We start from the raw sequence: 14,399 nt of genomic DNA on the forward strand, positions 1-14,399 counted from the left end.
GACGGAGATGTAGGGTGCGCTACCCCATTCTCAAGCAATTACCGGCGATCCGTTGTCACCCGCCTCATACATCCACGTCAGCGTATCGCTAATCGCACGCGGTTGCCACGTCGGTAGTGCAGCGCGCAACAGCGTTGCATCTCCCCCAAGGACTTCCACGTCGCCCTTGCGTACGAATGCCGGATTGACCTGCACCTCCAGTCGATGGCCGCTGATCGCATGCAACTGCTCCAGCAAGTCACCAATCGACGAAACCGCGCCGGTTGCGATGTTGACCACCGGCGGCACGTCGTCCGCCAGCGCCAGGCCACAATAGGCCTCGGCCACCGAGCGTACGTCACCAAAGTCGCGCCGAACCCATGTGTTGCCAAGCTCGATCACATCGGCCTTGCGGCGGAAATGATCGACGATCTTGGGGATCAGATATTGCGTATCCTGGCCGATCCCGGTGTAGTTGAAGGGTCGGGTTACGACGATGTCGAGCTGGTCGCGCCACAGGTCCGCGCCGAGTTCCATCGCGCGCTTGCTGATCGCATAATGGTTGACCGGGTTGGTCGGTGCGCTTTCGGCAATCAGCCCTTCGGCCTTGGGACCATACACCTGCGCGCTCGATGCGAGGATGCAGCGTGCACCGGGTCGCTTCTGCGCGACCGCATCGAGCAGATTGAGCGTGCCAAGCTGGTTGACCGTATAAAAGGCCTGCCAGTCGCGCGCGTCGACAAAGGCATGGCCGGCCAGATGGATCACCCGGTCGAACTCGAGCGCATCGACTGCGGCGACGACAGCGTCGCGGTCGCGCAGGTCAACCTGCAGCGCGACCGGCGTCGCGCCGGCCTGCTCCAAAGCGGACGACACGAAGCGACCGGTAAAGCCGGTCGCTCCGGTCAGCGCGACCCGCATCAGAAGGACCACCCCGCCGTGTTACGGCGCATGTCGGCTTCCATCATCAACTGGGCGAGTTCCTCAAGCTTGACCGTCGGGGTCCAGCCGAGTTCACGCTGTGCCTTGCCCGGGTCGCCAATCAGCAGATCCACTTCGGCAGGGCGGTAGAACGCGGGATTGACGCGTACGAGCGTCTTGCCGGTCTTGCGGTCGGTTCCCGTCTCGTTTTCTTCCTTGCCCGACCAGTCGAGCTCGATCCCCACATGCGCGAATGCCAGTTCGACGAAGCGGCGGACTGGCTCGGTGCGGTTGGTGGCGAGCACATAGGTGTCGGCGACATCGTGCTGGAGCATCAGCCGCATGCCTTCGACATAATCCTTGGCGTAGCCCCAGTCGCGCTTGGCATCGAGATTGCCGAGTTCGAGCATTTCCGCCTTGCCCTGCGCGATCTTCGCGACGGTGTCGGTGATCTTGCGCGTTACGAACTCACGCCCGCGCAGCGGTGATTCGTGATTGAACAGAATGCCGCTCGTGCCAAAGATGCCGAAGCTCTCGCGATAGTTGACCGTCAACCAATGAGCATAGAGCTTGGCCACGCCATAAGGGCTGCGCGGATAGAATGGGGTGTCTTCAGTCTGCGGGATCGCCTGGACCTTGCCGAACATTTCGGACGTCGACGCCTGGTAGAAGCGGATGTCGCGATTGACGGTGCGGATCGCCTCGAGAAGATAGGCCGCACCAAGCCCCGTGATCTGTCCGGTGGTGATCGGCTGATCGAACGAGACGCCGACGAAGCTCTGCGCGGCAAGGTTGTAGACCTCGGTAGCCTCGGAGGATTCGATCAGCCGGATCGCCGACCCCATGTCCGTTAGATCATATTCGACGAGCTTGAGCTGAGGATGGTTGGTGATGCCGAGCTCATCGATCCGCCAGAAATTGACCGAGCTCGTCCGACGATACGTGCCGTAGACGGTATAGCCGCGGCCGAGCAGATTCTCTGCCAGATATGCGCCATCCTGGCCGCTGATTCCGGTAACGATCGCGGTCTTCGACATTTTTCTCACCTCAGATAATGTGGTTTCGGCCAATAGTGCCGTAATGGGGGGATAACCAGAGACTCTGCCGCATACGGTCAAAATTTTATTAAATCTGACAGGGTTCCCACGCAGGGCTCTGAAAATTGCTGGAAGCTGAGCGCAAGGCTTGAATGGCGATGGCCAAATGTGTTGAGTAGTGCGCCATGATAGGCGGTATCGCACGTTTGCTGCAACCCAGTCTTGTTCAAGAGGTCGTTCATGACGGCTTCGTCGTACGACTAAGCCTACTGGCTCAAGTGTAAGCCTTGCGCTTGACGGCTAATAACGCGCACCTGCGATCAACCCGCTGAAACGCGTGCCTTGCAAGCGCGAGCTGAAAACTCGCCGTGGTATCGCCTCAATCAGCAACGGTTTGTTTGCTATTTGGGTCGCCAGCAGCGGTCCACCGGCGGAAATGTCGGCCAAGGGCGGACGGGCGGCACCGAGACGGAGCGAAAGACGGCGCACCGACGGTGCGCCGGTTTCGTCTCAAAGGCGATCGTCACCCTGGACCAGCTGGCCAGCGATCTGCCCTGCCGCGTTCACCACCATCGCGGCGACGTCACGGGCGGTATGAACCGGCTGCCGTCGCGCAAGGAAAGGGACGGTCAGCGCAGCCGCTGCAAATTCCCCCCGCAGTACGGGGGCGGATATGTCAGTCACGCCCGAAATCAGCGGGCTCGGGATTTGCACCACGCCTGCAGTCCGTACGACCTCGGCGTGCGACCGGAATGCCGCGAGGGTCGTAACGTCCAGCGGGGGATCGAACAGCGTTTCCCAATGCCGGCGGACCGCCTGATCCTGGAATGCGTACAGCACGATCCCCGAAGCGGTCGAGGCAAGCGGGCGGCGATAGCCGACGCGGACCGAGAATCCGAGCTGTTCGCCGGATTCGACCCGCGCCACGACGACCATCTCGCCGCGGCTGTGGAAGGCGAGATGACACGATTCGCCGGTTTCCTGGACGAGCTGGCGCATGACGGGAAGGGCGATCTCGACGAGGTTGCGCGTTCGTGGCTGGCGCATGCCGAGCGAAAACAGCCGATCCGTCAGGCGATAGCCTTCGGACCCCGCATCCTGTTCGATATAGCCGCGGAACTGGAGCACCTGGACCATCCGGTGCAGTTCGCCGCGCGATCTGTCGAGTTGGTCCGCGATCGCGGAGAAAGGCATCGCGTCGCTCGCATCTGCCAGCAACTCGAGGATATCCAGTCCCTTTTCGAGCGCGGGCGCCTTGTAGCGGCGATCGTCTGCGTCGTGATCGTCCATTGCTTCCCCCGTTGTGGATCCGCCTGGATTCCGGTTGGGGGCAACCTTAGCCGGGGCGGGCGAAAGCGCACAAGGCGCGCCATCGCCCGCCGTCGATCAGCGGGCCATCACCTTGACCAGCGTGGCCGGGTCCTGCCCGGTCGGCAATTTGCCTGACGCGGTCAGGCGCTTGGTGCCGTCGTCCCACCGCAGGACCGCGCTGGTACCGGTCTTGCGCGTGCTCACGCCGTCGTCGTCATACACTGTGAAGCTGGTCGAACGACCGGGGTACACGCGAATGCTGTCGAGTTTCTGGCGCGTCGCGGTGCTTGGGACCTGAACGCCCATCGGGATGATCGACCCGGCGCGGACGAACAACGGGATCTTGTCGATCGGCGCGGCGGCGGTGATCGTCTGACCGCCGGTGTGGCGTTCGTTGGTCCAGTAGTCGTACCAGTCGGTCCCTGCGGGCAGATACACCGGGCGCGTGGTTGCGCCCTGGTCGGTCACGGGCGCGACGAGGAAGGCGGGGCCGAACATATATTCGTCGCCCATGTCGCTGACCTTGGGATCGTTCGGGAAATCCATGAACAGCGCGCGCATGAACGGCGCGCCGGTTTCCGCGGTCTGGTGGCCCATTGCGTAGAGGTAGGGCATCAACGCGTAGCGCAGCTTCAGATATTGCGCGAGAACGGGCTCCGCTGCCTTGCCATATTCCCAGATCGCGGTTGCCGGACGCTGGCCGTGGATGCGCAGCGTGGGGGTGAACGTGTTGTACTGGAACCAGCGGACGAACAGTTCGGGATAATCCGGATAGTTTCCGCCCATCGCGGTCGCGCCTGCAGGATCGAGCAGGACGGGGTTCAGCGCCTTTGGGCCGGATGGATATTGCCAGCCGCCGGTGTCGCTGCTCCAATAGGCCATGCCCGATGCGGTGAAGTTGAGCCCGGTCGGCACCTGCCGCCGCAACACTTCCCACGTCGCCTGGACGTCGGACGACCAGAACAGGCAGCCGTTCCGCTGCGTGCCGAGATAGGCCGCGCGGCACAGGATCAGGTTGCGCAGGTCCGGGCGATCCTTTGCGGATCCTTCCGCAACGCTGGCGGTATGCACCAGCGGGAAGACGTTATGGTACCGATCACCCGACCCGATCGCGAACTGATGGCCATCGGGGACGAGATCCGGTTCGGTCTCGTCGAGCCAGAAATAGTCGAAGCCCTGCGATGCGATATTGTCGCGGATGCGTTCCCAGAACCACGTCCGCGCCTCGGGATTGGTGCTGTCGAGCAGTGCGCCCGCGCGGTCCGCACGGACTGGCAGACCGTCGACAACGCTGCCGTCGGCGTCATGCAGCAGCCAGCCCTTGGCCGAAAGCATGTTATAGTAGCGGGACTCTTTCTCGAACCGCGGCCAGACGCTGATGATGCTGCGCATCCCCATGCCCTTGAGCTTGGCGTTCATCCCCGCTGGGTCGGGGAAATAAGTGCGGTCGATGTCGAGCTGCCCCATCCGGGTCCAGTAGAACCAGTCGAGCACCATCGTGTCGAGCGGATAGCCGCGACTGCGATATCCGTCGGCGATGCTCAGTAGTTCGGCCTGGCTTTCGTAGCGCGCCTTGCTCTGGATAAGACCGAACGCGGACTTGGGCGGGAGCGGGGTCTTGCCAGTAAGGGAGGCATAGCCGGCGTACAGCGCGTCGGTGGTGTCGCCGGTGATGACGAAGAACGACACGCGTTCCCCGACTTCGGATTGCCAGTGCGTGCTGTTGTGCAATCCAGGCGAGACCGTCGTAGTCGAGGGATTGTCCCAGACGATCCCGTACCCCTTGTTGGTGACGAGGAAGGGGACGCAGACTGTCTCGCCCGCGGGCGCATCGTAATTGTGGCGGCAGTCGATCGTGCGGCCGCGCAGGTCGAGCTTGCCTTCCTGATTTTGGCCGAGCCCATAATAATGCTCGTCGAGGGGGGCGGCGAAGCTCGCGCCCACCCTGAACGTCTTTTCGCCCGATACCGTGTGCGGGGCCATTTCCCAGCCATTCATGCGGGTGATGACGTGGCCGTCTGCGCCGTTGATGGTGATCGCGACCGGGGGGAGGGACGGCGCGAAATAGCGTTCCATCTGCGACGGCGCCTTCGGCCACGGCTGCGCCGCCACTGTCAGCGACAGGGCGGAGGACGCGAACACGTCCCCCGACGGATCGGTGCGGTGGGTCCAGCCGGCGGCGTTTGCCTTGGCGTTGGGGCCGGGGCCGGGGGCGGCATCGGCCAACGCGCGGTCGACGGCGATCGTGACGCGCACGATGTTGGGGGCATAGGGTTCGATCGCGACGAGGCTGCCGTTGCGATCGACCGTCGCCATCGGCTCGGCCTGTGCCGCGGCGACGGGCAGCAAGGCTATCGCGGCCACGCCGGTCCAGCGTGCGAGTTTGTGTTTGGATATTGCTGCGGCGATCATAACGGGCCCCCTGTTAGAGAATGTTGGACACGAGCATCGACTGGTCGATGTCGGAAATTCGGGTTCGGCCGCATAGCGCCATCGCGACGCGCATCTCGGCTTCGATCAGGCGCAGCACATGGGCGACACCCGCCTCGCCATCCGCCGCAAGCGCATAGGCCCATGCCCGACCGAGCAGCACGCCGTGCGCGCCGAGCGCGAGCAGCTTCACGACGTCCAGTCCGGAGCGCACGCCGCCGTCCACCAGGATCGTGAGCGCATCGCCGACCGCGTCGACGATCGGGGGAAGCGCATCGGCGGTGGCGGGGACACCATCGAGTTGCCGTCCGCCGTGATTGGACACGACAATCCCGTCCGCGCCGGTCTGTGCCGCGGCGCGTGCGTCGTCGGGGTCGAGAATCCCCTTGATGATCAATGGCCCCTTCCAATGCGACCGAATGAAGTCGAGATCGCGCCAGGTGACGCTCGAATCGAAGTTGGTCCGCATCCATCCGAGGAAATCCTCGAGCCCGGACTTGTCGCCGAGTGCGGGGGCGATGTTCCCGAGATGGTGCGGGTTGCCCCGAAGGCCGACATCGATTGCCCACTCTGGGCGGGTCAATGCCTGGCCGATCCTGCGAACGGTTCCGCGCAGACCCGGCGCACCCGCGAGACCCGACCGGTAATCGCGATAGCGTGCGCCGGGGACGGGCATGTCGACCGTAAACACCAGTGCCGAGCACCCCAGCGCCTGGGCTTCGTCAAGCAGCGCACGCACCAGTCCGCGGTCGCGGATCATGTACAATTGAAACCAGAAGGGCGCAGTGGCTGCGGCCGCGACTTCGGCGAGTGGACAGACGCTGACGGTCGACAGGCAGAATGGAACGCCGGCGGCATTGGCGGCGCGGACCGCCTGCACCTCGCCACGACGTGCGTTCATGCCCGCAAGGCCGATCGGTGCGAGCATGACGGGCAAAGCCTGCTCCGTGCCGAAGATGCGGGTGGTGAGATCGATCGACGACACGTCGGTCAGAACCCGCTGACGCAAGGCCAATTGTTCGAGCACGGCGACATTCCGGCGCAACGTGACTTCGGCGTAGGAACCGCCGTCGAGATATTCGAACAGGAACGGCGGAAGACGCCGGCGCGCGCGGGCTCGATAGTCCAGCACTGCTGCGGCTTTTGCCATTCTTCTCCCCCGTCCGATCCTGCGCTTCGGCAGGTGACGCCTGTCCGCCCCAGTACCTTGTGTTCACCTATGGGCAATCACTTCACTGGCGCAAGCGCCAATACGATTCGGGCAAGCGTGATAGGGGACACTGTGCGCGCTCGCGGTGGGTCTGGCGAGCGTGACCATCACCGCTCAGTCTTGCGCGCTCAGTGCGTAGATCTGCGTCGTCTCGGTCCATTTTGTCCCCGGAATCGCGCCGGGGATCGCTTGCTGGAAACGGTCCATCAGCCGTTCCCACGCCACCACATCCGGATCGGCGGCATCGCTCGCGGCCTTGGCGGCGGGGTCGTAGTCCGGCCCCGTCTCCATCAGCATCACCAGTCGGGTGCCCGCGCGGAAGATCCGCATGTCGCGGATGCCGGCGCGGCGGATGCTCGCCGTCACCGCGGCGGGCACGTTGCCCGCCGCGTGCCAGCGTTCGTACTCGGCGATCCCGGCGGGATCGTCTTTGAGGTCGAGCAGCAGGACCTGTTGCATCAGTCCGCCGCGACCTCCTGGCGCTGTTCGCCGAGCTTTTCGATCCCGAGCGTCATCACGTCGCCCGCCTTGAGGAAGACCGGCGGCTTCTGGCCCATGCCGACGCCGGGGGGCGTGCCCGTCGTGATCACGTCGCCGGGGTGGAGCGTCATGAACTGGCTGAGGTAGCTGATGAGGAAGGCGGGCTTGTAGACCATCGTCGCGGTGGTGCCGTCCTGATAGCGATGGCCGTTGACCTCGAGCCACATATGCAGCGCGCCCGCATCGCCGACCTCGTCGGGCGTGACCAGCCACGGCCCGAGCGGGCCGAACGTGTCGCAGCCCTTGCCCTTGTCCCAGGTGCCGTGGCGTTCGAGCTGATATTCGCGCTCGGACACGTCGTTGATCACGCAATAGCCAGCGATGTGCGCGGGGGCGTCTGCCTCCGAGACATATTTGGCGGCGGTGCCGATGACGATGCCGAGCTCAACTTCCCAGTCGGTCTTGGTCGATCCGCGCGGGATGCGGACGGTGTCGTTCGGGCCGATGATCGCGCTGGTGGCTTTGGTGAACAGCACCGGCTCGGGCGGCACGGTCGCGCCGGTTTCGGCGGCGTGGTCGGAATAGTTAAGGCCGATGCACAGGAACTTGCCGACCTGTCCGACGCACGCCCCGTAGCGCGGATTGCCCTCGACCGGCGGGAGCGTCTCGGGGTCCAGCTTCGCGAGATCGGCGAGGACGTCGGGCGACAGCGTCGCGCCGATCACGTCGGGGATTTCACCCGACAGGTCGCGCAGCGTGCCGTTGGCGTCGATCAGGCCGGGGCGTTCTTCGCCTGGGGTGCCGTAACGGACTAACTTCATGGGGAAACTCCTGGGGTGTGATCCAAAATTCCGTCATTCCCGCGGAGGCGGGAAACCATACTGGCTGGCCTCGGCACGTCTTTCCCACGGTAGCCAGTATGGATCCCCGCCTTCGCGGGGATGACGATAGGGGGGAGAGGGGGGCGAGACGAAAACCTTAGTTGATCCAGCCGCCGTCGATGATGTGCGCCTGGCCCGTCGTGAACGCGGATTCGTCGCTGGCGAGGTACAGCGCAAGCGCGGCGACTTCTTCGGGGCGGCCGAGCCGTCCCATTGGCTGTCGCGCGGTGAAATCCTTGCGGGCCTGGTCATAATCCCCGGTATCGCGCAGCCGTTGCTGGAGCGAGGGGGAATCGACCGTTCCGGGGCAGATCGCGTTGCAGCGCACCCCGCGCGCGACGAAATCCGCCGCGACCGACTTGGTCAGCCCGATCACTGCCGCCTTGGTCGTGCCGTAAGCGAAGCGGTTGGGGATGCCCTTCACCGAACTTGCGATCGACGCGACGTTGACGATGCTCCCCGCGCCACGATCCAGCATCAGGGGGAGATAGGCGCGGATCGTGCGGTACATCGCGGTGACGTTGAGGTCGTTAGCGAACGCCCAGCTGTCCTCGTCGCAGTCGAGGATCGTGCCGTTGTGGACGACACCCGCGCTGTTCATCAGCACGTCGACCGGGCCGGTACGCCCAGGAAGTGCGGCGACCGCAGCGGCATCGCGGACGTCGAGCGCGAAGGTCTCGCAGGCGAGGCCTTCCAGCTTGGTGGCATCGATATCGGTCGCGATGACTTTCGCGCCCTCTGCCAGGAACAGTTCGGCGCTGGCGCGACCGATGCCTTGGCCGGCGGCGGTGACGAACACGGTCTTGCCGTTCAGCCGCCCGCTCATGCCGCCTGTCTCCGCGGCAGGCAGGCGGGGCCGACGGGATCGAAGCTTTTGTAGGTCAAGATGAACTCCTGGTGGCCGAGTGCCTCGGACACGCTGCGTTCGCCCGCGGCGACGGCGAGCGTCCTGGTGTAGATTTCGGTGCCGACCTCTTCGATCGTCGCCGCACCTTCGAGAATCCGTCCGGCGTTGATGTCCATATCCTCTGCCAGTCGCCGTGCGGTCTCGGGATTTGCGCAGATTTTTATGACAGGTGAAATCGCGGAACCGACGACCGACCCACGCCCGGTCGTAAACAGGTTGATATGTGCACCGCACGCGATCAGTTCGACGATCTCGGCGTTGTCCGAGATGTTGGGGAAGCCGAAGCGCGGCTCGCCGTCGGGCACGACGTCGAGCATGTAGAGGCCGGGGGACGGGGGCACGTCGCCGGGCTTGACGATGCCCGAGATCGGCGAGCTGCCCGATTTGGAATAGGCGCCCATGGACTTTTCTTCCTGCGTCGTCAGGCCACCCTCGGCATTGCCGGGGGCGAAGCTGCCGAAGCCGAGGATCGTGTAATAGCGTTCGGCCTTCTCGACGCTTGCGATCAGTTCCGCGCCGAGTTCGGGGGTGATCGCGCGGTCGGACATGATCGCCTCGCAGCCGACGAGTTCGCCGGTTTCTTCGAAGATGCAGGTCGCACCTTCCGCGACGAACCGGTCGAACGCGCGACCGACCGCGGGGTTGGCGGTGATCCCGCTGGTCCCGTCCGACCCGCCGCAGATCGTGCCGATGACGAGTTCGCTCGGCGCCATCGGGATGCGCGGACCGGCGTCGGCGATCGCCTTGACCCGCGCGACCGCGGCGAGCCCCGCGGCGATGGTCGAGGCGGTGCCGCCGTTCTGCTGGATCACCAGCGTCTCGACCGGGCGACCGCTGGCGGCGACCGCGGCGGCGAGGCCCTCGCGGTTGAAGCTCTCGCAGCCGAGCGAGATGATGACGAGCCCGCCGACATTGGGATGCGTCGCGATCGCCTTCATCACCTTGTCGGCATAGCTGTTGGGGTAACAGCCGGGGAAGCCGATCAACTGGATGTCGGGATCGTCGCTCTTGTCGACGATCCGGCGCGCGACATGGTGCGCGCATTCGACCAGATAGGCGACCGCGACGACGTTGCGGATGCCCTTGCGACCGTCGCTGCGGGACCAGGCTGAAATCATGACTCGCTCCTCCGTTCGAGCGTGTCGCGCATGTGCGACGCGATATAGTCGCTCTTCATATTGTGCAGATGGACGTGGTCGCCGGCGGCTGCGGGGGCGGTCATCGATCCGATCGGGGCGCCGTATTTGATGACGGTCTCGCCGAGGCTCAGCGCCCGGCGTGCGATCTTGTGACCGACCTGCACCGCCATCGGGACGATGACCGCGGCACCATCGATCGGGACCGCGTCGCCGGGCGCGATCGCGGCGGTGACGACGAGGATATTGTCGTCGGGATGAAGCAGGATGGCGGTCATGAAGCGAAGACGTCCGATACGGGGGAAAGGGAAGAAGTCAGGCGGTCCCACAAGGCGTCGGGGACCGGCCATTCGGCAAAGCGCAGCGTCGCCTCGACCTGTTCGCGCCCGACCAGGCCGGGGATCGTGCTGGCGACCACCGGGTTGCGGCATGGGAACTGCAGCGCGGCGGCGGGGAGCGGCACGTCGAATTCAGCGCACGCCGCCTCCAGCGCGGCGACGCGCGCGACGATGTGCGGCGGGGGCGGGGCATAGTTGAAATGGCTGTCGCTCTTGCTGCCCTCGACCAGGATCCCGCTATTGTACGGCCCGCCGACGACGATCCGCGTGCCGACCCGCGCGCAGCGTTCGAACAGTGCGCGCGCATCATCCTGCTCGAGCAGCGTGTAACGCCCGGCGAGCAGGATCAGGTCGATATCGGCGGAATCGAGCACCTTATGGCAGACCGCGATTTCGTTGACGCCGATCCCGATCGCCGCGATGTCGCCTGCGTCGCGCAAGCCGCGCAGCGCGGGATAGCCGCCGTCGAGAAACGCCGCCATGTGGCGCGCGGCATCCTCGCCATGGGTTTCGACGCCGAGATCGTGCGCGAACAGGATGTCGACGCGATCCCGCTGCAACCGGGCGAGGCTTGCGGCGTGGCTGCGCAGCACGCCGTCGTGGGTATAGTCGAACACCGGCTCCAGCGCGGGCGCGTCGACGAAGCCGTGGCGTTCGGTCGCGGTGCTGTCGGTCGGTTCGAGCAAGCGCCCGACCTTGGTCGACACCAACGCGTGCCCGGCGGAGTCATGCTCGGCCAGCGCCGCGCCGAGCCGCGTTTCGGCGAGGCCGAAGCCGTAATGCGGGGCCACGTCGAAGTACCGAATGCCGACCGCGAGCGCGGCGGCGACGGTCTCGGTCGCGACCGCATCGTCGACTCTGCGGTAAAGATTGCCGATCCCGGCGCAGCCCATGCCGATCGGGGGGAGGGTGATCATGCAGGCCTCCGCATATGAAACACTCCGAACGCCAGGACGACGAGGAAGCATGCGGCAGGGACAAGCATCGCCTGCACGATCGATCCGCCGGCGTCGGATACCAGGCCCATTACCGCAGGGAACACCGCCCCGCCGACGATCGCCATCACCAGCAAGGCCGATCCGGCCTTGGTGCGCGGGCCCAGCCCGTTGACGGCTTCGGCGAAGATCGTCGGGTACAGGATCGACATGAAGAAGCTGCTTGCGACAAGCGCCAGGACGCCCGTCATGCCGCCGACGACGCCAGCGACTGCGCACAGGATGGCTGCCGCGGTAGCGAAGATCGACAGGAGCGGGAGCGGGCGGACCCGTCCCATCAGCGCAACGCCGACGAACCGTCCCGCCATGAACGCGATCAGCGACGCGGTGAGATAGCCCGCCGCCGTGGTGGCGGGGGTGCCGGGCAACACCGTCTCGACATAGCGGATCAGGAAGCTCCACACGCCGACCTGCGCGCCGACGTAGAAGAACTGCGCGAGCACCCCCATCAGGAAGCGTGGCGAGCGCAACAGCCAGGCGAAGTCCGATGCGGCACCTACGCCTTCCTCGACATCGGGCTGGGTCGCGATCGCCGGGAATTTCGCGAGGCGGGTCAGCACGGCCCAGATCAGCACGCCGATCCCGATGAACAGATAGGGCATCTGTACCGCAGCCGCCGCCTGGGTGCGGTCGAGCTGTGCGGTGGTGCTGTCCGACAGGATGAAGGCACGCCCGACGAGCACGCCGCTGATCGACCCGAGCGGGTTGAACGCCTGGGCGAAATTCAGCCGGCGCGACGCCGTCTCGGGGCTGCCGAGCCGCGCGATCAAGGGGTTTGCCGACGTCTCCAGAAAGGCAAGGCCGCTCGCGATGATGAACAGCGCGGCGAGGAACGCGGGATAGCTGAGCGCGCTCGCAGCGGGCCAGAACAAGAGCGCGCCCGCGCCGTAGAGGATCAGCCCGAGCAGCACCGCCGCGCGGTAGCCATAGGAGCGCATGAACAAAGCCGCCGGAATGGCGAGGCAGAAGTACCCGAGGTAAAAGGCCGATTGCACCAGCCCCGCGCCGAAATCGCCGAGGCTGAACAGGCCCTTGAAGTGCGAGATCAGCACGTCGTTGAGGTTGTTCGCGACGCCCCACAGGAAGAACAAGGCGACGATCAGGATGATCGGCAGCGTCAGCGATGCGCGTGTGGTTTCCGTCCGGTTCATGCGAGACCTCCATCGAGCCGGATTACGGGGACGAACCCGCCAGCAGGTTTGGGCGGGAAATCGATATGCAGGCCCGCCGCATCGCGGCGATAGCGGACCGACCCGCCGCCGAGCAGCGTCGCACGTTCGATTTCGCCACGCGCACGACCGGCCGCCAAGGAGGGCACCGTCGCGGTGCCGCTGGGCCAGCCGAGGAACAGCACGTACAGTGCCCCCTTGTTGGTGGTGAAGCGCACGTCACGCGGTGTGAAATCGCCCGCGCCCGCTTCGTTCTGCATCCCCGACTGGAGCCTGGTCGGCCCTTCGCCGAAGATGCGCCATGGCCGCGACCCGAAGATCGCCTCGCCATTGGTCGCTGTCCACTCGCCCATCTGGTCGAGGATCTTCTCTTCCTCGCCGTCAATCGCGCCGTGGCCGGGCTGCGGCACCGACAGCAGCAGATTGCCGTTCTTCGACACCACGTCGGCGAGCCGCTGGACCACCTTTTCCGCCGAGCTGTAGCTTTTGTCGTTGAGCCGAGCGACGTTGTAGAACCAGTCGCCGAGGCAGGTGTCGGTCTGCCACGGTTCTTCCCACAGATGATCGCTGAAGCCGCGCTCGACATCCTGCACCACGCCGAGCCGTTCGTTGGGTTTCAACTGCTTGGCGAACAGCGCAACGTCGATCTTGCCCGACCAGCCAATCGAGCGATTGTAATAGTCCGCCGCCGCCTGGAGCCCGATCGGGCCGAACGGCAGCCCGTAATCGTCGAAATAGACGAGGTCGGGCTTGTACTTGTCGATCAGGTCGGTCTGGCGGAGCAGCCACTTTGTGACATAGCGCGGATCGTCGGTCGGGCCGGTCTCGATCCACTGGCCGTCATTCTTTTCGTGCCACGCGTTCATCGCCGGAATCGTGTCGATCCCGTCGGGCATCACCGCATGGCCGCCGGTGTAGAGTTCCTGCGGGTCGAGCCCGTCCCACCACTGGCCCTTGCCGTCGGCCTTGCGCAGCCGGAACGCGTCATAGCGTTCGCCCTTGCGCGGGCCGGTCTGGTCGTAGCCGTAGGCGGTCTGATACCAGTGCCAGCTGTGCGCGGAATGGTTGGACACGCCGAACTTGAGCCCGGCCTTGCGCGCTGCCTTTTCCCACGTACCGACGATGTCGCGCTTTGGGCCGACGCGCAGCGAATTCCACGCGTGATAGCGGCTGTCATAGCAATCGAGATTGTCGTGGTGGTTCGCCAGCGCCATGAAATAGCGCGCGCCGACCTTCTTGTAGCGCGCGATCAGCGCGTCCGGGTCCCAGCGGTCGGCGGTCCAGCGGTTCTGGACGTCCTTCATCCCCGCGACGGTCGGATGGCCATAGGTCTTGACGTGATGGTCGTAGACCGGATGCCCCTGCATATACATGAAGCGCCCGTACCAGTCGCCGCGTTCGGGGACCGATTGCGGCCCCCAATGCGACCAGATCCCGAGCTTCGCGTCGCGAAACCAGTCGGGGTAGCGATAGTTGGAAACGAGCGACGGCCAGTTGGCCTCGACCGGCCCGCGCGTCATTCCCATCGGGCTTTTCGCGAGCGCCGCATGCGCCATCGGCGTCGCGGCGAGCCCCGCGAGGATCGACCGGCGCGTGAGCGCGGCT

General features: G+C 65.2%; 14 protein-coding genes. All 14 read right to left on the reverse strand.

Annotated elements, in window-relative coordinates:
- Window positions 1–30: 30 nt before the first annotated feature.
- Complete coding sequence (locus ABIC17_RS12195) at window positions 31–912, reverse strand: GDP-mannose 4,6-dehydratase (protein ID WP_354282080.1); 882 nt, start codon at window positions 910–912, stop codon at window positions 31–33.
- Window positions 900–1,937 (reverse strand): GDP-mannose 4,6-dehydratase, encoded by a 1,038-nt coding sequence (gmd, locus tag ABIC17_RS12200; protein WP_354282081.1) that lies wholly within the window; start codon window positions 1,935–1,937, stop codon window positions 900–902. Before gmd ends, ABIC17_RS12195 begins: the two co-directional genes overlap by 13 nt.
- A 77-nt stretch (window positions 1,938–2,014) precedes the next feature.
- Window positions 2,015–2,179, reverse strand: coding sequence for a hypothetical protein (locus ABIC17_RS12205; RefSeq protein ID WP_354282082.1), 165 nt, complete (start codon window positions 2,177–2,179; stop codon window positions 2,015–2,017).
- A 268-nt stretch (window positions 2,180–2,447) separates the two neighbouring features.
- On the reverse strand, window positions 2,448–3,227 hold the full coding sequence (locus ABIC17_RS12210; RefSeq protein WP_354282083.1) for an IclR family transcriptional regulator: 780 nt from the start codon (window positions 3,225–3,227) through the stop codon (window positions 2,448–2,450).
- A gap of 96 nt (window positions 3,228–3,323) precedes the next feature.
- The gene (locus tag ABIC17_RS12215) at window positions 3,324–5,660 is read right to left on the reverse strand and encodes a glycoside hydrolase family 31 protein (protein ID WP_354282084.1); all 2,337 of its coding nucleotides are present in this window, start codon (window positions 5,658–5,660) and stop codon (window positions 3,324–3,326) included.
- A gap of 13 nt (window positions 5,661–5,673) precedes the next feature.
- Window positions 5,674–6,828, reverse strand: a complete 1,155-nt coding sequence (gene lldD / locus ABIC17_RS12220; protein ID WP_354282085.1) for an FMN-dependent L-lactate dehydrogenase LldD — start codon at window positions 6,826–6,828, stop codon at window positions 5,674–5,676.
- A gap of 174 nt (window positions 6,829–7,002) precedes the next feature.
- Entirely contained in the window at window positions 7,003–7,347 is a 345-nt protein-coding gene (locus ABIC17_RS12225) for an L-rhamnose mutarotase (RefSeq protein WP_354282086.1), read from the reverse strand.
- Window positions 7,347–8,189 (reverse strand): fumarylacetoacetate hydrolase family protein, encoded by an 843-nt coding sequence (locus ABIC17_RS12230; protein WP_354282087.1) that lies wholly within the window; start codon window positions 8,187–8,189, stop codon window positions 7,347–7,349. The genes ABIC17_RS12225 and ABIC17_RS12230 overlap by 1 nt, the downstream gene beginning before the upstream one ends.
- A gap of 157 nt (window positions 8,190–8,346) precedes the next feature.
- A complete protein-coding gene (locus ABIC17_RS12235) occupies window positions 8,347–9,075 on the reverse strand; it encodes an SDR family oxidoreductase (RefSeq protein WP_354282088.1) in 729 nt (242 codons plus the stop codon).
- Window positions 9,072–10,274: a UxaA family hydrolase gene (locus tag ABIC17_RS12240; protein WP_354282089.1), complete on the reverse strand. Its 1,203-nt coding sequence runs from the start codon at window positions 10,272–10,274 to the stop codon at window positions 9,072–9,074. The genes ABIC17_RS12235 and ABIC17_RS12240 overlap by 4 nt, the downstream gene beginning before the upstream one ends.
- Window positions 10,271–10,570, reverse strand: a complete 300-nt coding sequence (locus ABIC17_RS12245; RefSeq protein ID WP_354282090.1) for a UxaA family hydrolase — start codon at window positions 10,568–10,570, stop codon at window positions 10,271–10,273. The genes ABIC17_RS12240 and ABIC17_RS12245 overlap by 4 nt, the downstream gene beginning before the upstream one ends.
- The gene (locus tag ABIC17_RS12250) at window positions 10,567–11,547 is read right to left on the reverse strand and encodes an aldo/keto reductase (RefSeq protein ID WP_354282091.1); all 981 of its coding nucleotides are present in this window, start codon (window positions 11,545–11,547) and stop codon (window positions 10,567–10,569) included. The genes ABIC17_RS12245 and ABIC17_RS12250 overlap by 4 nt, the downstream gene beginning before the upstream one ends.
- Window positions 11,544–12,776, reverse strand: a complete 1,233-nt coding sequence (gene fucP / locus ABIC17_RS12255) for an L-fucose:H+ symporter permease (protein ID WP_354282092.1) — start codon at window positions 12,774–12,776, stop codon at window positions 11,544–11,546. The genes ABIC17_RS12250 and fucP overlap by 4 nt, the downstream gene beginning before the upstream one ends.
- Window positions 12,773–14,350: an alpha-L-fucosidase gene (locus ABIC17_RS12260; protein WP_354282335.1), complete on the reverse strand. Its 1,578-nt coding sequence runs from the start codon at window positions 14,348–14,350 to the stop codon at window positions 12,773–12,775. The genes fucP and ABIC17_RS12260 overlap by 4 nt, the downstream gene beginning before the upstream one ends.
- Between the last annotated feature and the right edge of the window lie 49 nt (window positions 14,351–14,399).

The organism is Sphingomonas sp. PvP056, from assembly GCF_040549155.1.
GTDB lineage: Bacteria > Pseudomonadota > Alphaproteobacteria > Sphingomonadales > Sphingomonadaceae > Sphingomonas.